The sequence below is a fragment of the Streptomyces racemochromogenes genome, assembly GCF_039535215.1.
Taxonomy (GTDB): Bacteria; Actinomycetota; Actinomycetes; order Streptomycetales; family Streptomycetaceae; genus Streptomyces; species Streptomyces racemochromogenes.
Map to the genome: position 1 here is coordinate 2,226,998 of NZ_BAAAWT010000001.1, position 21,512 is coordinate 2,248,509.

19 protein-coding genes and 1 riboswitch are annotated in these 21,512 nt (G+C 71.8%); of the genes, 6 read left to right on the plus strand and 13 right to left on the minus strand.

The genetic code is table 11. From position 1 onward, the window contains the following. Window positions 1-22 precede the first annotated feature (22 nt). The 4 genes from ABD973_RS10030 to ABD973_RS10045 form a co-directional block, all read right to left on the minus strand. On the minus strand, window positions 23-1,507 hold the full coding sequence (locus ABD973_RS10030) for a glycoside hydrolase family 3 protein (RefSeq protein ID WP_125822458.1): 1,485 nt from the start codon (window positions 1,505-1,507) through the stop codon (window positions 23-25). Window positions 1,508-1,513: 6 nt separating this feature from the next. Next, window positions 1,514-2,350, minus strand: a complete 837-nt coding sequence (locus ABD973_RS10035; protein WP_125594306.1) for a carbohydrate ABC transporter permease — start codon at window positions 2,348-2,350, stop codon at window positions 1,514-1,516. Between the two features lie 35 nt (window positions 2,351-2,385). Then, window positions 2,386-3,408: a carbohydrate ABC transporter permease gene (locus ABD973_RS10040; protein ID WP_345499886.1), complete on the minus strand. Its 1,023-nt coding sequence runs from the start codon at window positions 3,406-3,408 to the stop codon at window positions 2,386-2,388. 130 nt (window positions 3,409-3,538) lie between these two features. Beyond that, window positions 3,539-4,825, minus strand: coding sequence for an extracellular solute-binding protein (locus ABD973_RS10045; RefSeq protein WP_125594278.1), 1,287 nt, complete (start codon window positions 4,823-4,825; stop codon window positions 3,539-3,541). Window positions 4,826-5,122: 297 nt separating this feature from the next. Between ABD973_RS10045 and ABD973_RS10050 the strand changes: the two genes are divergently transcribed. From ABD973_RS10050 to ABD973_RS10060, 3 genes are all read left to right on the plus strand, one after another. Beyond that, complete coding sequence (locus ABD973_RS10050; RefSeq protein WP_007266450.1) at window positions 5,123-5,887, plus strand: GntR family transcriptional regulator; 765 nt, start codon at window positions 5,123-5,125, stop codon at window positions 5,885-5,887. 129 nt (window positions 5,888-6,016) lie between these two features. Beyond that, the gene (locus ABD973_RS10055; RefSeq protein ID WP_345499889.1) at window positions 6,017-8,251 is read left to right on the plus strand and encodes a carbon starvation CstA family protein; all 2,235 of its coding nucleotides are present in this window, start codon (window positions 6,017-6,019) and stop codon (window positions 8,249-8,251) included. Then, a complete protein-coding gene (locus ABD973_RS10060; RefSeq protein ID WP_007266448.1) occupies window positions 8,248-8,445 on the plus strand; it encodes a YbdD/YjiX family protein in 198 nt (65 codons plus the stop codon). The genes ABD973_RS10055 and ABD973_RS10060 overlap by 4 nt, the downstream gene beginning before the upstream one ends. Window positions 8,446-8,516: 71 nt before the next feature. Here ABD973_RS10060 and ABD973_RS10065 read toward each other — a convergent pair whose 3' ends face one another. Continuing rightward, entirely contained in the window at window positions 8,517-9,104 is a 588-nt protein-coding gene (locus tag ABD973_RS10065; protein WP_345499890.1) for a Uma2 family endonuclease, read from the minus strand. A 79-nt stretch (window positions 9,105-9,183) separates the two neighbouring features. Here ABD973_RS10065 and ABD973_RS10070 point away from each other — a divergent pair, with 79 nt between their 5' ends. The 3 genes from ABD973_RS10070 (at window position 9,184) to ABD973_RS10080 (ending at window position 13,387) form a co-directional block, all read left to right on the plus strand. Beyond that, complete coding sequence (locus tag ABD973_RS10070) at window positions 9,184-9,678, plus strand: GNAT family N-acetyltransferase (RefSeq protein WP_125822455.1); 495 nt, start codon at window positions 9,184-9,186, stop codon at window positions 9,676-9,678. A 64-nt stretch (window positions 9,679-9,742) separates the two neighbouring features. After that, a riboswitch (adenosylcobalamin-variant (AdoCbl-variant) riboswitch) is annotated at window positions 9,743-9,819 on the plus strand. 155 nt (window positions 9,820-9,974) lie between these two features. Continuing rightward, window positions 9,975-12,371 (plus strand): ribonucleoside-diphosphate reductase subunit alpha, encoded by a 2,397-nt coding sequence (locus tag ABD973_RS10075; protein ID WP_125822454.1) that lies wholly within the window; start codon window positions 9,975-9,977, stop codon window positions 12,369-12,371. Next, entirely contained in the window at window positions 12,371-13,387 is a 1,017-nt protein-coding gene (locus tag ABD973_RS10080; protein WP_185899166.1) for a ribonucleotide-diphosphate reductase subunit beta, read from the plus strand. Before ABD973_RS10075 ends, ABD973_RS10080 begins: the two co-directional genes overlap by 1 nt. Before the next feature lie 217 nt (window positions 13,388-13,604). On the opposite strand, the gene def is transcribed toward ABD973_RS10080, so the two are convergent. The 8 genes from def to ABD973_RS10120 form a co-directional block, all read right to left on the minus strand. Beyond that, complete coding sequence (gene def, locus ABD973_RS10085) at window positions 13,605-14,240, minus strand: peptide deformylase (protein WP_125822452.1); 636 nt, start codon at window positions 14,238-14,240, stop codon at window positions 13,605-13,607. Between the two features lie 58 nt (window positions 14,241-14,298). After that, the gene (locus tag ABD973_RS10090; RefSeq protein ID WP_125594283.1) at window positions 14,299-15,294 is read right to left on the minus strand and encodes a tetratricopeptide repeat protein; all 996 of its coding nucleotides are present in this window, start codon (window positions 15,292-15,294) and stop codon (window positions 14,299-14,301) included. Between the two features lie 127 nt (window positions 15,295-15,421). Beyond that, window positions 15,422-16,708, minus strand: coding sequence for an HD-GYP domain-containing protein (locus tag ABD973_RS10095; RefSeq protein WP_345499891.1), 1,287 nt, complete (start codon window positions 16,706-16,708; stop codon window positions 15,422-15,424). After that, a complete protein-coding gene (locus ABD973_RS10100) occupies window positions 16,705-18,288 on the minus strand; it encodes an HD-GYP domain-containing protein (RefSeq protein ID WP_345499892.1) in 1,584 nt (527 codons plus the stop codon). Before ABD973_RS10100 ends, ABD973_RS10095 begins: the two co-directional genes overlap by 4 nt. 173 nt (window positions 18,289-18,461) lie before the next feature. Further along, window positions 18,462-18,764, minus strand: a complete 303-nt coding sequence (rsrA, locus tag ABD973_RS10105; RefSeq protein ID WP_007266439.1) for a mycothiol system anti-sigma-R factor — start codon at window positions 18,762-18,764, stop codon at window positions 18,462-18,464. After that, window positions 18,761-19,405, minus strand: a complete 645-nt coding sequence (locus ABD973_RS10110) for a sigma-70 family RNA polymerase sigma factor (protein WP_007266438.1) — start codon at window positions 19,403-19,405, stop codon at window positions 18,761-18,763. The genes rsrA and ABD973_RS10110 overlap by 4 nt, the downstream gene beginning before the upstream one ends. Before the next feature lie 386 nt (window positions 19,406-19,791). After that, entirely contained in the window at window positions 19,792-20,430 is a 639-nt protein-coding gene (locus tag ABD973_RS10115; protein WP_125822450.1) for an alpha/beta hydrolase family protein, read from the minus strand. 219 nt (window positions 20,431-20,649) lie between these two features. Then, entirely contained in the window at window positions 20,650-21,465 is an 816-nt protein-coding gene (locus ABD973_RS10120) for an SOS response-associated peptidase (RefSeq protein WP_125822449.1), read from the minus strand. Between the last annotated feature and the right edge of the window lie 47 nt (window positions 21,466-21,512).

The following is a 21,512-nucleotide window of genomic DNA, read 5'->3' on the forward strand; positions in this document are numbered from 1 at the left end:
GCGGCCGGTCCCGCGCGCGGTCTCAGGCGCGGCCGGCGATGACCTCGGCCGCGGCCCGCCCGCAGACGCGGGAGGCGCCGTGCGTGGCGACGTACAGCGCCCCCCGCGGCTCGGCGCGCGGCAGGCCCATCTCCACGACCACGGTGTCCGGCCTGGCCGCGACCAGGGCGTCCAGGATCGCGGTCATCCACGGGTGGCGGTGCGCGTCGCGGACCACCGCCACGACGGTGCGCTCCCCCGCGTCCGCCAGCACGTCGGCGGCGGCACAGCCCTCGGGGTAGACCCCCGAGCCGGTCCCCGGGAGCAGCTCGGCCAGCTCCGCGGCCACCCCCCACGGGGTCTCGTCGCCGACCGCGATGTTCGCGACGGGCGCGAGGGTGGCGACGTACGGGGCGGTGACCGGGGCGGCCTTCCCCGAGACGGCCACCGCGCGGCGGGCCGCCGTCAGGCCGATGCCGGACGCGCCGCTCCCCTCCCGCGGCGCGTCCGGGCGGGACCGGAGGGTCCAGTCGGCGAGGGCGCGGACCCGGGCGGCGGCGTCGGCGAGCCGCTCCTCCGGGAGGACGCCCTCGCGTACGGCGGCGACCAGCGCGTCGCGCAGGCGCAGCACGGTCGCCTCGTCGGCGAGGCCCCCGCCGACGCAGATGGCGTCGGCGCCGGCCGCGATGGCGAGCACCGAGCCGCGTTCGATGCCGTACGTCCCGGCGATGGCGTTCATCTCCATGCCGTCGGTGACGATGAGGCCCTCGTAGCGCAGTTCCTTGCGCAGCAGGCCGGTGAGGATCTGCGGGCTGAGGGTGGCGGGCCGGGTCGGGTCGAGTGCGGGCACCAGGATGTGGGCGCTCATCACGGCCTTGGTGCCGGCCTCGATGGCCGCCTTGAACGGGACCAGCTCGCGGGCCTGGAGGGTCTCCAGGCCGACGTCGATGCGGGGCAGGGCGTGGTGCGAGTCGACGTTGGTGTCGCCGTGGCCCGGGAAGTGCTTGGTGCAGGCCGCGACGCCGGCGGCCTGGAGGCCCTCGACGTAGGCGGCGGTGTGCCGGGCGGCGAGCGCGGTGTCGGCGCCGAAGGAGCGGACGCCGATGACCGGGTTGTCGGGGTTGGAGTTGACGTCCGCGGACGGCGCCCAGTTGAGGTTGACCCCGCACTCGGCGAGGCGGCGGCCCAGCTCGCGGGCGACCCCGCGGGTCAGGGCGGTGTCGTCGACGGCGCCGAGGGCGAGGTTGCCGGGGAAGGACGAGCCGCCGCGGACCTCCAGGCGGGTGACGTCGCCGCCCTCCTCGTCGATGGCGACGAGCACGTCCTGGCGGACCTCCCGCAGCTGGGCGGTGAGCGCGGCGAGCTGCTCGGGCGAGGCGATGTTGCGGCCGAACAGGCCGACGGCGGTGAGGCCTTCGGCGACCTGGCGCAGCAGCCAGGCGGGGGCGGTGGTGCCCTCGAAGCCGGGCTGGAGGACCGCGAGGGCGTCGCGGGTGAGGCTGTCGACGCGGTGCGCAAGGATCGTCATGGTCCGTTATCCCTTCACGGCGCCGGAGGTCATGCCGCCGACGGCCTTGCGCTGGAGGAAGATGAAGATCACCAGGACGGGGATCGCGAAGATCGAGGACGCGGCCATGGTGGCGCCCCAGTCGTTGCCGAAGGCGGTCTTGAACTGGGTCAGCCACAGGGGCAGGGTCTGGGCGGTCTTGTCCTTGTTGAGGATCAGGACCATCGCGAACTCGTTCCAGGCGGTGATGAAGCCGAAGAGCGAGGTGGACATCAGGCCGGGGGCCAGCAGCGGGAAGATCACCTTGCGGAAGGCCTGGCCGCGGGTGCAGCCGTCGATCTGGGCGGCCTCCTCCAGGGTCACCGGGACGGCGGCGATGAAGCCGCGCAGGGTCCAGATGGTGAAGGGGAGGACCATCACGAAGTAGATCGCGGTGAGCAGGCCGATGCTGTTCAGCATCTCGGCGTCGCGGGCGATCATGTACATCGCGATGACCATGACCTCCCAGGGGGCCATCTGCGCCATCATCACGCCGAGGACGAGGCCCTTGCGGCCCTTGAACTTCATGCGGGCGATCGCGAAGCTCGCGGCGAGGGCGACCAGCAGGGCCAGCAGGACGGCGCCCACGGTGACGACGAGGCTGTTGGTGACGTACGTCCAGAAGTTCGTGACACCGGTGGCCTTGGAGAAGTTGTCCAGGGTCGGGGTGAAGACGAAGACCGGGTCCTTGGTGAGGATCTCGCTGTTCGGCTTGAGGGCCGAGGAGAACATCCAGTAGACGGGGAAGACGAAGACCAGGGCCAGGAGCACCGCGCCGGCGTTCTTGGCGACGGTGGCGGGGCGCAGCGGCTTGCGGGTGCGCAGCTGCTGTGCGGGCTTGTCCGGGGCGGTGGTGGTGCTCACTGCTCCTCCTCCTGCTTCAGGATCAGGCGGAAGTAGAAGGACATGACGACCAGCAGGATCACGATCGTCAGGACGGAGATCGCGGCGGCGAGGCCGTAGTGGGCCTGGCTCTGGCCCTCGACGTAGGCGAAGACCGGGAGGATCTCGGAGGCGCGGTCCGGGCCGCCCTTGTTCATCGCGTAGACCTGGGTGAAGGCCTTGAAGACCCAGATCACCTCGAGGAACGTGGTGACCAGGAAGAAGGGCTTCAGGTTGGGGAAGACGACCTTCCAGAAGGTCTGCCAGCCGTTGGCGCCGTCCATGCGGGCGGCCTCGTACAGCTCGGCGCCGACCGTGGTGAGGCCGGCGTACATGTTGAGGGCGACGAAGGGGATGGAGCCCCAGACGACCAGGATCGTGACGATGGTGAGGGTGGAGAAGCCGGTCTCGAACCAGTTGTGCTGCTCGTAGCCGGAGAAGCCGAGGGTGCGCATCACCCAGTTCATGACGCCGAACTGCTCGTCGAACAGCCAGTAGAAGACCTGGACGGAGGCGACGATCGGCATGGCCCAGGCCATCACCAGGGCCATGGACAGGACCAGGCGCATCCACTTGCCGAGGCGGTTGAGCAGGATGCCGATGAGGCTGCCGATCACCATGATCAGCACGACGTTGGCGAAGGTGAAGGCGAAGCTGCGGACGACGACGGTCCAGAAGTTCGAGTCGCCGAGCAGCTGGGTGTAGTTGGCGAACCCCGCGAAGGGGTACTTCCGCTGGATGAACTCGATCTTGTTGATGTCCTGGAAGGACAGGATCACGTTCTTGATCAGCGGGTACAGCAGCAGGAGCGCGAGGCTGGCCACGGCGGGCAGGACCAGCAGGTAGGGCAGCCACCCGGTGGGGAGCGGCCTTCTGCCCCCGCGAGGAGACGTATCACTGGGGCCGGCCTCGGCGGTGGGTGCCTGCGGCGGCCGTCCGGCGGACTTGCGTGGTGCGTCCTGTGGAGCGCTGGTCGTCGCTCCCTGGGAGTGCACGGTCATGGCTTGGCTTCCTCGCGGTTGACTGTGGAGTCAAATGCGCGACCGGGGGCGCGGCGGGCGGCTGGCCGCCCGCCGCACTCCCCGGTGCGTTCACACTGCTGGGCTGTGCGGGTACTGCCGGGTGGGGCCGTTACTTGTTGATGCGGTTCGCGATTTCCTTGTCCGCTTCCGCGCCCGCCTTGGCGGCGTCCTCACCCTTCAGGACCTTGGTCATGAACTCCTTGATCGGGTTCGGCTCGGTCTCGACGTTCGCCCAGCCGGCGGTCACCGGGGTGATCTTGCCGTTGGCGCCGGCCTTGGCCATGGCCTCGGCGAAGGAGCCGGCGGCCGGGGCGAAGTTCGCGGCGGTCTGGTTCGGCAGCAGCGCGCCCTTGACCTCGGCGGCGTACTTGGTCATCTGGTCCTTGCCGGTGGCGAGGGCCAGCCACTCCTTGGCGAGCTCCTTGTTCTTGGAGCGCTCGGCCACGGCGAGGTTGGAGCCGCCGAGGAAGACGGTGCCGGACTTGTCGGCCGTCTTGCCCGGGATCGGGAAGTAGCCGAAGTCGGCCTCCTTGCCCGCGTCCTTCAGGGCCTTCTCGGCACCGCCGGCCTCCCAGCCGAGACCGATCCAGGAGGAGACGCCGCCCTTGGGGACGATGTCGGTGGACTGCTGCGGGGTGGCCTCGTCCTTGTCCTTGGGGGCGGTGGAGAAGGACTGGAGCTTCTTGTAGAAGTCCATGGCGGAGGCCGCCTGCGGGGTGGCCAGCTGGCCCTTCCACTTGCCGCCGTCCTTGACCGCGAGGTCGCCGCCCTCGTCCCAGACGAAGCCGGCGAGGATGTACCAGCTCTGGCCGGGCAGGTAGATCGGCTGGGCGGACGGGTCGGACGCCTTCAGCTTCTCCAGGCCCGCGATCCACTCGTCGCGGGTCTTCGGCGGGGTGACGCCGGCCTTCTCGTAGGCCTTCTTGTCGTAGACGACGACGCGGTTGGCGGCGTACCAGGGGGCGGAGTAGAGCTTGCCCTCGACCTCGGCGGAGGCGAGCATGCTCTTCTGCCAGGCGTCGGCACCGAGCTTGGCCTTGTCCTTGGTCAGGTCGGCGAGGCCGCCGGTGACCGCGTAGCCGGCGGTCTGCGTGTTGCCGAGCTCAAGGACGTCCGGCGGGGTGTTCTCGGAGAGGGCGGTGGTGACCTTCTCCTGGATGCCCGTCCACTTCTGCTCCTCGACCTTGACCGTGACACCGGGGTGCTTGGCCGAGAACTCCTTGTTGACCTGCTCGATCCAGGCCTTGGGAGCGGAACCGTCCATGACCCAGACGGTGATCTCCTTGGCGCCACCCGACGCGTCGGACTCCGGCTTGTCGTCGCCGCCGTTGCCGCACGCCGCGACACCGACCATCATGCCCACGACACCGACCGCCGCAATGAGCTTGCGCTTCACGCCACCCTCCTCAGGGATGCTGCTGCTTTGCACCTTCCCTCGCCCGCCGCGGTGACGTACGTACCAAGTACTGCCGTGGGGCCGGGATCTGATCCACATTGGTTTAGACCAGTACCGGGAGCTTGGCCTAGACCTTTAGGGGTGTCAAGGGTCTAATGAGCGGGTGCTCGGTCCGTTATCGGACCGACACCTGGGGGAGGGGAGGAGGCCTGCCCTCCCGCCCGTGTCACCATGTGACCGCACATATCGGAGGAGCCGGTGACGGCAGCGAAACTGGAGTCGGGAAGGCGGGCGGCGATGGCCACCGAAGGGGCGACCACGGAGCCGGAAGGCGGGCCGGCCACTCGCACGGCGCGCGTGCCCAAGTACTACCGACTCAAGCGCCACTTGCTCGACATGACCGAAACGCTCCCCCCCGGCACGCCCGTGCCGCCCGAGCGTACTCTCGCGGCCGAGTTCGACACCTCCCGGACCACCGTCCGGCAGGCCCTGCAGGAACTCGTCGTCGAGGGCCGGCTGGAGCGCATCCAGGGCAAGGGCACCTTCGTCGCCAAGCCCAAGGTCTCCCAGCCGCTGCAACTCTCCTCCTACACCGAGGACATGCGCGCCCAGGGCCTGGAGCCCACGTCCCAGCTCCTGGACATCGGGTACGTCACCGCCGACGACACCCTCGCGGGCCTGCTGAAGATCGCCACGGGCGGACGGGTCCTGCGCATCGAGCGGCTGCGCCTGGCCAGCGGCGAACCGATGGCCATCGAGACCACCCACCTCTCGGCCAAGCGCTTCCCGGCGCTGCGCCGCTCCCTCGTCAAGTACACCTCGCTCTACACCGCCCTCGCCGAGGTGTACGACGTCCGGCTGGCCGAGGCCGAGGAGACCATCGAGACCTCCCTGGCCACCCCGCGCGAGGCCGGACTGCTCGGGACCGACGTGGGCCTGCCGATGCTGATGCTCTCCCGGCACTCCCTGGACGCCGACGGAGAACCGGTCGAATGGGTGCGATCGGTATATCGCGGCGACCGTTACAAATTCGTGGCCCGCCTCCAGCGACCCGCTACGTGATCAGCTGTTGACTGCCCACGGCCCTCGGTAGACGCTCGTACCGCTATGCGGACGGGGGCTTACTTCCACCGGTCAAGCCCCCGTAGATTCCGTGCGTTTACGCAAATGATCAACGAGGGGACGAGGGTCATGCCGGAACCGGGAGCAACAGGGACAGAAGCGGCGGGTCAAGGCGGCGGGCCGGGCTCGCCCTCCTCTTCGGGGAAGGCCTCCCCGCAGTCGATCGCCGTCTGGGTGGGCGTGGCCCTCGTCGGGGCCCTCGGCTGGGGCGTGCTCGCACTGTCCCGCGGTGAGGAGATCTCGGCCGCCTGGCTGCTCGCCGCCGCGCTGGGCTCGTACGCCATCGGCTACCGCTTCTACTCCCGCTTCATCGCCACCCGCGTCCTGCGGCTCGACAAGACGCGGGCCACCCCCGCCGAACGCCTCGACAACGGTGTCGACTTCCATCCCACCGACCGGCGCGTGCTCTTCGGCCACCACTTCGCCGCCGTCGCCGGCGCCGGCCCCCTGGTCGGCCCGGTGCTGGCCGCGCAGATGGGCTACCTGCCGGGCACCATCTGGATCGTCGCCGGCGTCATCTTCGCCGGCGCCGTCCAGGACATGGTGACCCTGTTCTTCTCCACCCGGCGCGACGGCCGCTCCCTCGGCCAGATGGCCCGCGACGAGATCGGCCCCGTCGGCGGCGCCGCCGCCCTCGTCGCCGTGTTCGTCATCATGGTCATCCTGCTGGCGGTCCTCGCACTGGTCATCGTCAACGCCCTGGCGCACTCCCCCTGGGGCGTCTTCTCCATCGGCATGACCATCCCGATCGCCCTGTTCATGGGCGTCTACCTGCGCGTCCTGCGGCCGGGCCGGGTCACCGAGGTCTCCGTCATAGGCGTCGCGCTGCTGCTCCTCGCCATCGTCGCCGGCGGCTGGGTCGCCGACTCCTCCTGGGCGGGCACCTTCACCCTGGAGAAGGAGACGCTGGTCATCTGGATGGTCGTGTACGGCTTCGTCGCCTCGGTGCTGCCGGTGTGGCTGCTGCTCGCGCCCCGCGACTACCTGTCCACCTTCATGAAGGTCGGCACGATCGCCCTGATGGCGGTCGGTGTCGTGATCGCGATGCCGACGCTGAAGATGCCCGCGGTCACCGACTTCGCCACCCGCGGCGACGGTCCGGTCTTCGCCGGCTCGATGTTCCCCTTCGTCTTCATCACCATCGCCTGCGGCGCCCTGTCCGGCTTCCACTCGCTCGTCGCCTCGGGCACCACCCCGAAGATGATCCAGAAGGAGACCCAGGTCCGGGTCATCGGCTACGGCGCCATGCTCACCGAGTCGTTCGTCGCCGTCATGGCGGTGATCGCGGCGAGCATCATCGAGCCCGGCCTCTTCTTCGCGGTGAACTCCCCCGGCGGCGTCATCGGCGCCACCGTCCAGACTGCCTCGAAGGCCGTCACCGACTTCGGCTTCGCCATCACCCCGGAGGCCCTCGCGCAGGCCGCGAAGGACGTCGAGGAGGCCAGCCTGCTGTCCCGTACGGGCGGCGCGCCGACCTTCGCACTCGGGATGTCGGAGATCTTCTCGTCGGTCATCGGCGGCGCCGGGATGAAGGCCTTCTGGTACCACTTCGCCATCATGTTCGAGGCCCTGTTCATCCTGACCACCGTCGACGCCGGCACCCGCGTCGGCCGGTTCATGCTCCAGGACACCCTCGGCAACGTGCACAAGTCCTTCAAGGACGTCAGCTGGAAGCCGGGCGTCTGGCTCGCCAGCGCCGTCGTCGTCGGCGGCTGGGGCTACTTCCTGTGGGTCGGCGTCAAGGACCCGCTGGGCGGCATCAACCAGCTCTTCCCGCTGTTCGGCATCGCGAACCAGCTGCTCGCGGCGGTCGCCCTGGCCGTCTGCACCACCCTGCTGGTCAAGTCCGGGCGGCTCAAGTGGGCCTGGGTCACCGGCGTTCCGCTGGCCTGGGACGTGGCCGTCACCCTCACCGCGAGCTACCAGAAGGTCTTCTCCGACGACGTGAAGGTCGGCTTCTTCGCGCAGCGCGACAAGTACCAGACCGGCATCGACGCCGGGAAGGTGCTGCCGCCCGCCAAGAACATGGACGACATGCACACCGTGGTCACCAACGCCACGGTCGACGGGGTCCTGTCGGCGCTGTTCGCGCTCCTGATCGTCGTCGTGCTGGTGGACGCGGCCCGGGTCTGCCTCAAGGCCGCCCGGAACCCGCAGTCGGTCCGCCTCTCCGAGGTGCCGTGGACCGAGTCGAGGATCATCGCCCCGGCCGGGCTCATCGCCACCGCCGAGGAGAAGGCCGAGCTCGCGGCCGCCGGCCTCGACGGGAGCGGGGGCAAGGCGGCCAAGGAGCCCGTCGCGTGAGCGGGGTGCGGGGGGCGCTGGCGAAGGCCCGGTTCTACGTACGGGAGTTCTCCGGTGAGGCCGCGTACGACCGCTACGTGGCGCACGCCCGCTCCCACGACCCGGACGCCGAGGTCCTGACCCGGCGCGCCTTCGAACGGGCCCGCACCGACGCCCGCGAGGCGGACCCCCGCGAGGGCTTCCGCTGCTGCTGAGGCCGTCCTTCGCGTACGAAGGGCCCCGCCACCTCACATCGAGACGGCGGGGCCCTTCGGCTTGGCCGGGGTCAGCGCACCCAGTCCTTGAGGGGCTCAGTCGGGAGAGCGATGCCGACGGGGTCGGGGAGCTCGATCTCCTTGCCGAAGGGGACGGTCAGCACGCGCTCGTACCGCTGCCCGTCAGGCTCACTGTGGACGCTCACCAGGCACTTGTCGCGGTCGATCAGCAGATAAACGGGGATCCCCGTTTGCGCGTAGGCGCGAGGCTTCTCGTGGCGGTCCCGACGGTCGGTGTCCGAGTCGTACGAGGTCACTTCCACGACCATGAGCACAGGCTCCGGCTCGACCCAGTCGCCCTGCCCGCCGATGGAGCCGCTGGGCGCCAGGACGCCGTCCGGCCTCGCGCGGCCTTGGCGATATTGCTGGACTTTCAGCCCCAGCTCACCGTAGAGCCAAAGTTCGGGCCGGTGCTGCATACAGACCCGCGTCAGCCACTCAATGATGAGCGCGTGGTCACTGTCCGGCACGGCCCTACTCCTCAGCGTCCCGTCGATGAATTCCAGCCGCAGCCCTTCCTCCACTCTGGCGCCTATGCGGGCGATCTCCTCGAAGTTCTCGGTCAGCATGTGGGGACGGTGGTCGGTCATCACGGTCATGCCTCGCTCGCCTTCCAAGGACGGTGCTGTCTCCGACGATAGCGCCGACCACCGGCACCCGTCCGGCACACTCGGCGGCATGGACTTCGAGATCAGAACGGCGCGGGCCGACGAGTACGGGCGGCTCGGGGAGATCACCGGAGCCGCCTACAGCGGGGACGGGCTGCTGGACCTGAACGACGACGACACCTACCTGAACGTCCTGCGCGACGTCGCCGGGCGGGCCGGGGACGGGGAGGTGCTCGTCGCCGTGGAGGACGGCCGGGTGCTCGGCGGAGTGACGTTCGCCGCACCCGGCAGCCGGCTCGCCGACGTGGCCGGACCGGCCGAGGCGGAATTCCGGATGCTGGCGGTGGCCCCCGAGGCGCGCGGCAAGGGCGTCGGGGAGGCCCTCGTGCGGGCCTGTGCCGAACGGGCCCGCGCCCTGGGGGTGGCGGCCCTGCTGCTGTCCACCCAGCCCGCCATGCTGGGCGCCCAGCGGATCTACGAGCGGCTGGGCTTCGTCCGCACTCCGGAACTCGACTGGTCGCCCCTCCCGGCCCTGAAACTGCTGACCTACCGTCTGGAGCTGTAGCCGCGCCGACACAACATGTGGTGGGTCGCGCACGGGCGGCCCCCCACATGTATGCTCATCCTCGCTGTCGCCGCAGGGGAATCCGGTGCGAATCCGGAACTGTCCCGCAACGGTATGAAAAGTCCGAGGACCTGCCGACAGTGCGCCCGGGTCGACCGAACCGGGTGCCGACACGTCCGGGCCTCGCGGTTGGGCCGGTGGACGCCATGTGGTGAGTACGCGATCCCGTCGCGCCCGCATGCGCCTCCGCGCCCCGCTCCGCCGACGGCCGGGCCGAGCGAGGGAGAGCTCCCGCCGTGACCATCGCGCCTTCCGCACCGCGCGCCGAGTCCGTTTCTGGCGACACCACCGAAGGCCCGGGGGCCGCGCTGCTGCGTACTCTCACCGAGCTGACCGCCGACCTCCCCGACACCGACCCCGGCCGGGTCGCCGCCGCCGCCCTGCGCGGCCGCAGCGCCTCCGCCGACGAGGCCGAGCTGCGCGGACTGGCCACCGAGGCCGCTGCGGGCCTGATCTCCGAGGACCCCGCCTACTCCCGGCTCGCCGCCCGCCTGCTGACGCTGGCCGTGGCCGACGAGGCCGCCGGCCAGGGCGCGACCTCCTTCGCCGAGTCCGTCGCCGTCGGCCACCGCGAGGGCCTGATCGCCGACCGCACCGCCGAGTTCGTCGCCGCCCACGCCGCCCGCCTGGACGCGCTGGTCGAGCACGCGCTCGCCGAGGGCGCGGACGACCGCTTCGGCTTCTTCGGCCTGCGCACCCTGCACAGCCGCTACCTGCTGCGCCACCCGATCACCCGCCAGGTGATCGAGACCCCGCAGTACTTCATGCTGCGCGTGGCCTGCGGCCTCGCCGAGGACGAGTCGGTCCAGGCCGTCGAGGAAGTCGCCTCGCTCTACACCCTGATGAGCCGGCTCGACTACCTGCCGTCCTCCCCCACGCTCTTCAACTCCGGCACCCGCCACCCGCAGATGTCCTCCTGCTACCTGCTGGACTCCCCGCTGGACGAGCTGGACTCGATCTACGACCGCTACCACCAGGTGGCGCGCCTGTCCAAGCACGCCGGCGGCATCGGTCTCTCGTACTCCCGCATCCGCGCCCGCGGTTCGCTGATCCGCGGCACCAACGGCCACTCCAACGGCATCGTGCCGTTCCTGAAGACCCTCGACGCCTCCGTCGCCGCCGTGAACCAGGGCGGCCGCCGCAAGGGCGCCGCCGCCGTCTACCTGGAGACCTGGCACGCGGACATCGAGGAGTTCCTGGAGCTCCGCGACAACACCGGCGAGGACCAGCGCCGTACGCACAACCTCAACCTCGCCCACTGGATCCCGGACGAGTTCATGCGCCGCGTGAACGCCGACGCCGACTGGTCGCTGTTCTCCCCGGCCGACGTCCCCGAGCTGGTGGACCTGTACGGCGACGAGTTCGACGCCGCCTACGTCAAGGCGGAGGCGGCCGGCCTCGCCAAGAAGACCATGCCGGCCCGCGACCTGTACGGCCGCATGATGCGCACCCTCGCGCAGACCGGCCAGGGCTGGATGACCTTCAAGGACGCCTCCAACCGGACCGCGAACCAGACCGCGCTGCCCGGCACCGTCGTCCACTCCTCCAACCTCTGCACCGAGATCATCGAGGTCACCAACGACGGCGAGACCGCCGTCTGCAACCTCGGCTCGGTCAACCTCGGCGCGTTCGTCGCCGACGGCGAGATGGACTGGGCGCGCCTGGACGAGACCGTCCGCACCGCCGTGACCTTCCTCGACCGCGTGGTGGACATCAACTTCTACCCGACCGAGCAGGCCGGCCGTTCCAACGCCAAGTGGCGTCCGGTGGGCCTGGGCGCGATGGGTCTCCAGGACGTCTTCTTCAAGCTGCGCCTGCCCTTCGACTCGGCCGCGGCGAAGGCCCTGTCCACGAAGATCGCCGAGCGGATCATGCTGGCCGCGTACGAGGCCTCCTGCGACCTCGCCGAGCGCTCCGGCCCGCTCCCGGCCTGGGCCGAGACCCGCACCGCCCAGGGCGTCCTGCACCCGGACCACTACGAGACCGAGCGCCACTGGCCCGAGCGCTGGGAGGCCCTGCGCGCCCGCGTCGCGAAGACCGGCATGCGCAACTCCCTGCTGCTGGCCATCGCCCCGACGGCGACGATCGCCTCGATCGCGGGCGTGTACGAGTGCATCGAGCCGCAGGTCTCCAACCTCTTCAAGCGCGAGACCCTCAGCGGCGAGTTCCTCCAGGTCAACGGCTACCTGGTGGAGGACCTCAAGAAGCTCGGCGTGTGGGACGCGCAGACCCGCGAGGCGCTGCGCGACTCCTCGGGCTCCGTCCAGGGCCTCGGCTGGATCCCGGCCGAGATCCGCGAGCTGTACCGCACGGCGTGGGAGATCCCGCAGCGCGGCCTGATCGACATGGCGGCGGCCCGTACGCCGTACCTGGACCAGAGCCAGTCGCTGAACCTGTTCCTGGAGACGCCCACCATCGGCAAGCTCAGCTCGATGTACGCGTACGCCTGGAAGCAGGGCCTGAAGACCACCTACTACCTGCGCTCGCGCCCGGCGACGAAGATCGCCCGCGCGGCCTCCGGCGCCGCCGCCGTCCCGGCCGCCGCCACCCCCACCCAGCTGCCCCAGGCCCTCGACGCCGAGGCGCTGGCCTGCTCCCTTGAGAACCCCGAGTCCTGCGAGGCCTGCCAGTAATGAGCTCCACCGAGAAGAAGAACCTCCTCGACCCGGGCTTCGAGCTCACGCTCCGCCCGATGCGCTACCCGGACTTCTACGAGCGCTACCGGGACGCGATCAAGAACACCTGGACGGTGGAGGAGGTCGACCTCCACTCCGACGTCGCCGACCTGGCGAAGCTGACGCCGGCCGAGCAGCACATGATCGGCCGCCTGGTCGCGTTCTTCGCGACGGGCGACTCGATCGTGGCGAACAACCTGGTCCTGACGCTGTACAAGCACATCAACTCCCCGGAGGCGCGCCTGTACCTGTCGCGCCAGCTGTTCGAGGAGGCCGTGCACGTCCAGTTCTACCTGACGCTGCTGGACACCTACCTGCCCGACCCGGACGACCGCGCGGCGGCCTTCGACGCGGTCGAGAACATCCCGTCGATCCGCGAGAAGGCGCAGTTCTGCTTCAAGTGGATGGACTCGGTCGAGAAGATCGACCAGCTGGAGACGGCCTCCGACCGGCGCCGCTTCCTGCTGAACCTGATCTGCTTCGCCGCGTGCATCGAGGGCCTGTTCTTCTACGGCGCCTTCGCGTACGTGTACTGGTTCCGCTCGCGCGGCCTGCTGCACGGCCTGGCGACCGGCACCAACTGGGTGTTCCGGGACGAAAGCGCCCACATGAGCTTCGCCTTCGAGGTCATCGACACGGTCCGCAAGGAGGAGCCGGAGCTCTTCGACGACGCGCTCCAGCAGCAGGTCACCGACATGCTGAAGGAGGCCGTCGAGGCGGAGCTCCAGTTCGGCCGCGACCTGTGCGGTGACGGCCTGCCGGGCATGAACACCGACTCGATGCGCGAGTACCTGGAGTGCGTCGCCGACCAGCGCCTGGTGCGCCTCGGCTTCCCGCCGGTGTACGGCTCGCAGAACCCGTTCTCCTTCATGGAGCTGCAGGGCGTCCAGGAGCTGACGAACTTCTTCGAGCGCCGCCCGTCGGCCTACCAGGTCGCCGTGGAGGGCACGGTCGACCTGGACGAGGACTTCTAGACCCGGCAGGGTGGCCCGCCCCGACCCAACGGCCGGTAATCGACCGTGACTTGACATTCGGGGCGGGCGGGTCTGGCCGGGCCCCGGCGACGGTGATGTCATCCGGGTGCGCCCGACCGCGCCCCGCACCTCGCGCGCCGGCCGCTCCCCCCACAGACGAAGGCCCCGCTCCGGAACCGGAGCGGGGCCTTCGTACGCGTGCGGCGCGCGGCCGGGATCAGTCGTTCGGGACGACCTCGTAGCGCGGGGTGTTCTCCGCCATCTGGCGCAGCGCGTCCTTGCGGTCGCGCTTCGAGAGGCGGTCGATGTACAGGTAGCCGTACAGGTGGTCCGTCTCGTGCTGGAGGCAGCGGGCGAAGTAGCCGGTGCCGCGGACCTTGATCGGGTTGCCCTGGGCGTCCTGGCCGGTGACCTCGGCGTAGTCCGGGCGGGCCAGCGAGGCGTACGCGGTCGGGACCGACAGGCAGCCCTCGTTCGAGTCGTCCAGCACGCGGTTCGCGGCGGGCAGCTCCACGAGCCTGGGGTTGACCACGACGCCGGTGTGGCGCACGCCGTCGTCGTCCGGGCAGTCGTAGACGAAGACCTTGGCGTCCACGCCGATCTGGTTGGCGGCCAGGCCCACGCCCTCGGCGGTCTTCTGGCTGGCGAACATGTCGTCGATCAGCCGGGCCAGCTCGTCGCCGAACTCGGTGACGTCCTTGCACTCGCGGTGCAGCACCGGGTTGCCGACCACCGTGATCGGGCGGGAGGTGCCGCGCTCGCGGTAGGCCAGCTCGCGCGCCTCACAGTCCTCGGTGTCCACGACGTAGCCCTCGTCGTCGATCGGGGTCACCTGGTTCTCCTGCTGCGCCATGTCCGCCGTACGCCTTCCCTCAAGTCCGTGGTGTGCCCGTACAGCCTACGGCCCGGGGTCAGCAGACTTCCTCCAGATCCCGCCACTCGCGGCTGTCGGGGCCGTCGGCGACCCAGCTGTCCAGCAGTCCGCGCACCAGGCCGGCCGGGGCCGCGATGCCGCACTCGCGTTCGGGCACCCACAGGGAGCCGGATCCGGCCGTGCGGTGGCCCAGCGGGCCGGGGTGGCCCGGTTCGCTGTGGTCGTGCGGGTCCAGGTGGTCGCCGTTGTCCTCGCCGCTGGGCATCGCGCTCTCCGAACAGGTCCGGCACAGCAGCCGCACCGAGGACGACCAGTCCTCGGCGGCGAAGCCGGCGTCCGAGGCCAGCTGCTCCAGGGCGTCGCGGTCGGCCTCGGTGGCCGCCTCCAGCAGCACCACCCAGGTCGGCACCGGCGAGGGCGCCCACAGCTCGATCTCGTCGAAGACCGGGTACGAGGGGCCGGCCGCGGTGATCCGCTCGCCGTGCGGCACCCCGTCGTGCAGGACGACCTCGCCCCAGCGCCGTCCCGAGGAGGGCAGCGGGATGGACAGGACCTCCATCCGGGCCGGATCGAGCCTGCGGCCCCACACGACCTCGGCCTCGCCCTCGGGCGACAGCCGTACGGCCGCGCTGCCCAGTTCCATGCCCACCGGCTCGCCCGTGCCGGCCGTGCTGTGCGGGTCGCCGGGCACCTTCAGCCCGTACGCCTGCCAGGCCCGGCGGGCCAGCGGCCAGTCCTGCAGCGCGGTCGCGGCGATGCCCACGTTCCACCAGTCCGGGGCGCCGGTCTCCCGGTCGAGCAGGGCCACGGCGCGCAGTCCGGCGGCCCTGGCCTGCTCCCAGTCGTGCCGGAACTTGTGCAGGAGTGCCAGGTTGAACCAGGACTCGGACAGCCAGGGCTCCAGGTCGGCAGCCCTGGTCAGCAGCGCGCCGGCGTCCTCGTACCGGCCGTCGCCGATCAGGGTGAACGCGCGGTCGGTGGCCTGCCGCCACGAGGCGGAGGGCCGATGCCGTACCTTCCCGAAGATCCTCACGATTCCCGCCTGGTTGGGGGCACCCCCAGCGGTGGCTGGGGGCCGGGTGCAGCTCTGCGCACACCCTCACGGACACTCCTACTGCATCCAACCATGCCCGCTCGGACGGCCGCTCATTACCCATGGGTTACCCCGGCGGAACGGGTACGACTCTGCCGCGTCCGCCCCTGGCCAGAACCCTCGCCAGGGACTCCACGACCTCCGGCTGGTAGTCGCGCCCGGTACCCAGGCGCAGCTGTTCGAGGGCGGCCAGTGAGCCGCCCGGGTGACGGCCGCCGCCCGCCAGGTCGTCGTACGCGTTGGCCGCGCGCACGATCCGGGCGGCGACGGGCTGCTCGCGGTACGGGTCCGCCTGGCGTTCCACGATCACCGCGACCTCCGCCGGCACCCCGGTCTGGCGGGCCACCTCGCCGCCCAGCTCCGCGATCCGGCGGGCCTCGGCGGCGGGCAGCCCGGCGGTGGCCCCGGCGGGGACGGGGTCGACGAGCGAGAGCTGGCCGATGTCGTGCATCAGCGCGGCGTACTCCAGGACCGTGAGCTCCCGCTCCGACAGGCCCAGCTCGCGGCCGACGGCGCAGCTGAGGGCGGCGACCCGGCGGGCGTGCCCGGGGGCGGTGTACCCGGCGATCTCGGTGGCCCGGGCGAGGGAGGTGATGGTCTGGCGGTAGGTGGTGCGGACGGCGGTGATCCGGTGGAAGGACATCTGGGTCAGCAGCAGCGGCACGCAGAACACCGGAAGGGCCCACAGGCCGGCCACCGCCACCCCCAGGGCCATCACGACGCCGGTGGCGCAGATCGCCGAGCCGGCGCCGGGCAGGGCGCGCAGCTCGTCGCGGAGCAGGGGCGCGTACGGCCAGCCCGTGCGGGCCACGGCGGTGGCAGCGGCGAGGGCGGCGTCGCACAGGGCGGTGAGGCCGAGCAGGAGCAGCAGGAACAGGACGAGGTACGGGCCCTGCCCGAGCCGTTCGCCGAGCCGCCCGGAGTTGTACAGGGGCTGGAAGCAGGCGGCGGCGAAGGCCACCGTGAGGACCCGGCGGGCCACGTGGTCCAGGGCCGGGCCGTGGCCGCGGGCGATGTGCGGGACGGTGCCGGCGAGCGCGGCCGCGACGACGACGGCGACGGTCTGGAGCACCCCGTGGTGGGTGGGGTGCCCGGCGTTGTGGCCGAGCAGGGCGTACGCGAGGGCCCCGGCGGAGCCGAGCGGTGCGGGCCGGCCGTACCCGGCGGCCCCGGCGCCCCCGCCGGCGCGGGCCGTGCGGTGGTCGCGGCGGGCGAGTTCACCGAGGGCGACCAGGGTGCCGAAGGCGAGGGCGGTGCCGGGCTCGACGACGCCGGTCCACAGGGTGTGGCCCAGCGCGGCGGCGGTGAGCACCCCCGCGGCGGCGCGGACGGCCCAGCCGGCGAGGGCCCTCACCGGCCACCGCCGGCCCGCCCGGCCGGATCACGCCCGGCGGGACGGGCGGCCCGCGCCCCGGCGGCTCCGTCCCCGGGGCCGGTGCCGGCGCCGTCCCCGACCGCGTCCTCGGGGCCCGCCGCGGCCTCCTGCCGCGGCGGGCCCGGGGCGGCCGGGGCGGCCGGGGCCGCCGGGACCGCCGGGGCAGCCGGGGCCGCCGGGGCAGCCGGGGCAGCCGGCGCGGCCGGGGTGGCCGGGATGACCTGGAGGTCCTCGTCCGAGGTGACCACGGGGTGCCAGCCGTGCCGGCCGATGGCGGCGACCAGGGCCCGCACCATCGCCGGGTCGAACTGCGCCCCCGCGCAGCGCTCCAGCTCCGCGAGGGCGGTGGCCACCGGCCGGGCCCGGCTGTAGGAGCGCGTGGAGGTCATGGCGTCGAAGGAGTCGGCCACCGCCACCACCCGGGCCAGGACCGGGATCTGCTCGCCGCTGAGCCCGTACGGGTAGCCGGAGCCGTCGACCCGCTCGTGATGGTGCAGGATCGCGGACCGGGCCTCCCCGAGGAAGCCGATGCCGCGCACCATCTCGTGCCCGTACTCGGGGTGCAGTTCGATGGTCCGGCGCTCCTCCGGGGTGAGCGGGCCGTCCTTGCGCAGCAGCCGGGTCGGCACGCCGAGCTTGCCGACGTCGTGCAGGATCCCGGCGATCCGGACCACTTCGAGGCGGTCGTCGCGCATGCCCAGCTCGCGGGCGATCATGGCGGAGGCCTGGCCCACCCGTTCGCTGTGTCCGCGCGTGTAGCGGTCCTTGATGTCGACGGCCTGGACGAGGGCGCGGATCGTGGCCCGGTGCGCGGCGCGCTCGCGGTGGTACTGGGCGAAGACCCAGCAGGAGATGTACACCGGCAGCAGGACGAGCAGCGCGGCCGGGACCCCGTAGGGGCTGCGCCACATGACGGCCATCATCAGGCCGGCGAGCCCGTGCACGCAGTGCGGGGCGAGGGAACCGGTGGCGAGTCCGCGCCAGGCGGTGGCGGCGGGCCGGCCCTCGGCGGCGGCGAGGACGGCACCGTCGAGGGCGGTGAGCACCAGGCAGAAGACGCCGGCCGCGACGGCGGCGGGGAGCATCACGTACGGGAAGTCGGCCACCCAGTCGACGGGGCCGGCGCCGGGCGGTGCCGCGGGGGCGCCGCCCCGGCCGGTGAGGGCCTCGCGGCCGCCGAGGAGTCCGTAGGCCCGCCCGGCCGCCCACGCGGCGGTCGCCTGCTGGGCGGCGTGCCAGATCCGGCGGACCCCGGCGGGCCGCCGCACGACGCGCTGCGCGAGTCCGCCCGGCACGGCCACGAGCGCGGCGGCCGACGGCGGCAGCAGGAAGACGGCGGCCATCACCACCGGGAAGAAGGAGCCGATGCCCTCGGGGACCCGACGGCCCAGGACGGGGAGGTTCCGTGCCGACTCGCAGCCCAGGTAGAGGAGGGCCAGCAGGGTGACGGCGGGCCAGGGCGTCGCGGAGCCCGCGAGGAGGGCCGGGGCCGCGCAGGCCGCGGCCGCGAGGACGGCGGCGAGGACGCAGGCGCGCGCCATCGGCGGAAGTACCCGCATGGCGCTCTCCTCCCCCAGGGGCCGGGAAAACCGGGTACCGGAAGTGAGCGGTACCGCGAGGGGAGAATAGGTCGGCCCCCGAACGGAGCGGGGCACATTTTCGCATTGCGCCGTACGGGCGCCCCCGGATTAGCACCTTCGAGTGAACGAAGTGGCTTTCCGGGGGCGGTGGTTCAGCCGGTCGCGGGCCCGGCGGTGATGTCACCTTCGGGCACGGCCTGGCCCGAACGGATGAGTTCGATCCGTCCCATGACCTTCGAGCGGAGATCGCTCGGTACGTCGTCCGATCCGCAGCAGCGCTTGACCAGCTTCTTCACGGCCTGTTCCAGGCCGTACTTCTCCAGACAGGGATTGCATTCGCCGAAGTGCGTCTCGAACTTCGTGCAGTCACTGTCGGGCATCTCGTGGTCCAGGAACTCGTACAGATGATCCAGGACCTCGGCGCACTCCGTCTCGTGCGGCTCTCCGCAGCTCATGAGCCCGAGCCTTTCAGGTCGTTCGACTCTCCCGCGCCGGCGGGGACCAGCCCGCGCTCGCGGGCATAGTCCTCCAGCATTCCGCGGAGTTGACGGCGCCCACGGTGCAGCCGCGACATGACCGTACCGATGGGTGTACCCATGATGTCCGCGATCTCCTTGTACGCAAAGCCCTCTACGTCGGCAAGATAGACCGCGATGCGGAACTCCTCCGGAATGGCCTGGAGCGCTTCCTTCACGTCCGAATCGGGCAGGTGGTCGAGCGCCTGCGATTCGGCGGAACGCAGACCGGTCGACATGTGCGACTCGGCGCGCGCCAGCTGCCAGTCCTCGATCTCCTCGGCCGCGCTGCGCTGCGGCTCGCGCTGCTTCTTGCGGTAGGAGTTGATGAACGTGTTGGTCAGAATGCGGTAGAGCCACGCCTTGAGGTTGGTGCCCTCGCGGAACTGGTGGAAGGACGCGTACGCCTTCGCGTAGGTCTCCTGGACCAGGTCCTCGGCATCGGCCGGGTTACGCGTCATGCGCAGCGCGGCGGAGTACATCTGGTCGAGGTAGCCGAGGGCGTCCCGCTCGAAACGCGCGTTGCGCTCCGCGGTCGTCTCCTGTGCCTGGCCTTCGTCGGTCCCAGCGACAGGACCCACCTCCTCCGACAGCGTGGCGGCTCCGAAAGCGGATCCGCTCGAATCGGAGAATAGTCGACCTTCCCGGCCCTCCGCCGCCCGAAGCGACTCGCGCTTGGGGGCGGGCAGCACCGTCCATTCCAGGTCAGCGGCCTGCGGGCGGTTCTGGCTGATGACCTGGGTCATGCGCTCCCTCTCCTCCGACGTCTTTCCCCTGCGTTCCGACATTCCCCACAACAGGCGGCCGGGGCAGCGCATTCCCCGGCGCGCCAAGGGTTTTCGCCGGATTCCGCGGCCGGGCGGGACCGGGTGAGCGGGGTCACGCCGGAATCTGTCAGGTCCGGCCCCCGGCCCCGTCCGGGGCTGCTCTGCCCGGGCGCCCGTCGCGGGTCCGGCCGGGGTGCCGGTCAGCCCGTGAGGCGGGCGAGCCAGGGGGCCGCGGCGTCCGTGATGACCGCCAGGGCCTCTTCCTGCGTCAGGGCCGCCTTCTTCGGCACGGCGAAGCCGTGGTCCCCGGAGGGGACCTCCACCAGCTCGTACTCCCCCGCCGGGAACTCCTCCGGCCGCCCGAACGGGTCCCGGCCGCCCTGCACCACCAGGGCGGGCCGCCCCGCGCCCAGCAGCTCCTCGGCGCGGGACTTCTCCGGCCTGCCCGGCGGGTGCAGCGGGAACGACAGCGCGAGCACCCCGGCCGCGCCCAGCTCGGCCGCGGTCCGGCAGGCCACCCGGGCCCCGGCGCTGCGCCCGCCGGCCACCACGGGCAGGCCGGGCCGCTCCAGCGCGGGCCACACGGCCCGCCAGCCCTCGTCCAGCACCTTGGGCGCGGCGGCGACCTTCTTCCCGGCGACCCGCCAGGGCTGCTCGACCAGGGCGACGGTGACGCCCCGGGCGGGCAGTGCCGCGGCCAGCGCCTGGAGGTCGCGGGCCTCGATGCCGCCGCCGGCGCCGTGGCCCAGCGCCAGCACCAGCTTCGCGGCGCGGGCGGTGTGCCAGGTGATCCGGGCCTCGCCGACGGGGGCGTCCACGCTCTCGGTACGGGTGCTCATGGGCCCATCCTGCCGGGCCGCCCCGCCCGAGTCCGGCAAGGGCACCCCCGGGGGGGGCTAGGCCGTGTCTTTCGGATCAGGCCGGATCAGCCGGCGGCGGCTGGTGCCGTGCATCGCAAGGCCGAGGAGGGAGGCGACGCGGAGCGTCGTCGACCGACGAGAACGCGGCGAGGCGCGGTGCCAGGCGCCGCCGGCCCGGCCTGATCCGAAAGACACGGCCTAGAAGAGGGTCGCCTCCTCGGGGCCCTCCAGCTCCCTGAGCAGCTCCGGGCCGTTGTTGCGGACGCTGCTCACGGCCGTGGCGACCGGGTAGGCCCGCATCAGCCCGCCCGGCGGGGGCGCCAGCAGGTCCCGCAGCCCGTCCTCGTCGGTCCGGGCGGGGTCCAGCCAGGCGTCCCAGCGGTCCGGGGTCAGCATCAGCGGCATCCGGGGGTGGATCTCGGAGAGCGAGCGCGGCCCCTCGGCGGGCGCCACCCCGAGCGGGGTGGTCTCCGCCTCGGCGGTGATCACCGAGCAGGTGGCCCACCAGGCGCGGGGGTGGTCGGCGGGCAGGGTCCCGTCGCGCCAGAACTCGTAGATCCCGGCCATCGCGAAGACGGAGCCGTCGGCGGGGAGCACGAAGTAGGGCTGCTTGCGGGCCCGCTTGCGCTTCCCCTCGACCTCCAGCTCCCGCTCCTCGTGCGCGGTGACCCATTCGTAGTACCCGTCGGCGGGGACGATGCAGCGCCGCTGTGCGAAGGGGCGGCGGAAGGACGGCTTCTCGTGCAGGGTCTCCGACCGGGCGTTGATCATCCGGGCCGCGCCCTCGGGGTTCTGCGCCCAGGAGGGGACCAGGCCCCACTTCAGGACCCGCAGCTGGCGAACCGGACGGGGGTCCCGCGCGTCTTTCAGGGGGCGGTCGAGGACGACGTGGACCTCCTTGGTCGGCGCCACGTTCCAGTCGGGGGCCAGGGTCTCGCCCGGCTCCCACCTCTCGATCCCGAATATCCCCGCCAGCTCCTGGGGCGTCCGACTCGCCGCAAACCTTCCGCACATGGCTGACACACTGCCATGGACCCGACACCCGACCGCAAGGAGTCCGC

Coding starts and splice junctions, on each gene's coding strand:
- ABD973_RS10030 (WP_125822458.1), bottom strand. CDS start 1,507: ATGACGATCCTTGCGCACCGCGTCGACAGCCTCACCCGCGACGCCCTC.
- ABD973_RS10040 (WP_345499886.1), bottom strand. CDS start 3,408: ATGACCGTGCACTCCCAGGGAGCGACGACCAGCGCTCCACAGGACGCA.
- ABD973_RS10050 (WP_007266450.1), top strand. CDS start 5,123: ATGGCCACCGAAGGGGCGACCACGGAGCCGGAAGGCGGGCCGGCCACT.
- ABD973_RS10055 (WP_345499889.1), top strand. CDS start 6,017: ATGCCGGAACCGGGAGCAACAGGGACAGAAGCGGCGGGTCAAGGCGGC.
- ABD973_RS10065 (WP_345499890.1), bottom strand. CDS start 9,104: ATGACCGTGATGACCGACCACCGTCCCCACATGCTGACCGAGAACTTC.
- ABD973_RS10070 (WP_125822455.1), top strand. CDS start 9,184: ATGGACTTCGAGATCAGAACGGCGCGGGCCGACGAGTACGGGCGGCTC.
- ABD973_RS10080 (WP_185899166.1), top strand. CDS start 12,371: ATGAGCTCCACCGAGAAGAAGAACCTCCTCGACCCGGGCTTCGAGCTC.
- def (WP_125822452.1), bottom strand. CDS start 14,240: ATGGCGCAGCAGGAGAACCAGGTGACCCCGATCGACGACGAGGGCTAC.
- ABD973_RS10100 (WP_345499892.1), bottom strand. CDS start 18,288: ATGCGGGTACTTCCGCCGATGGCGCGCGCCTGCGTCCTCGCCGCCGTC.
- rsrA (WP_007266439.1), bottom strand. CDS start 18,764: ATGAGCTGCGGAGAGCCGCACGAGACGGAGTGCGCCGAGGTCCTGGAT.
- ABD973_RS10115 (WP_125822450.1), bottom strand. CDS start 20,430: ATGAGCACCCGTACCGAGAGCGTGGACGCCCCCGTCGGCGAGGCCCGG.
- ABD973_RS10120 (WP_125822449.1), bottom strand. CDS start 21,465: ATGTGCGGAAGGTTTGCGGCGAGTCGGACGCCCCAGGAGCTGGCGGGG.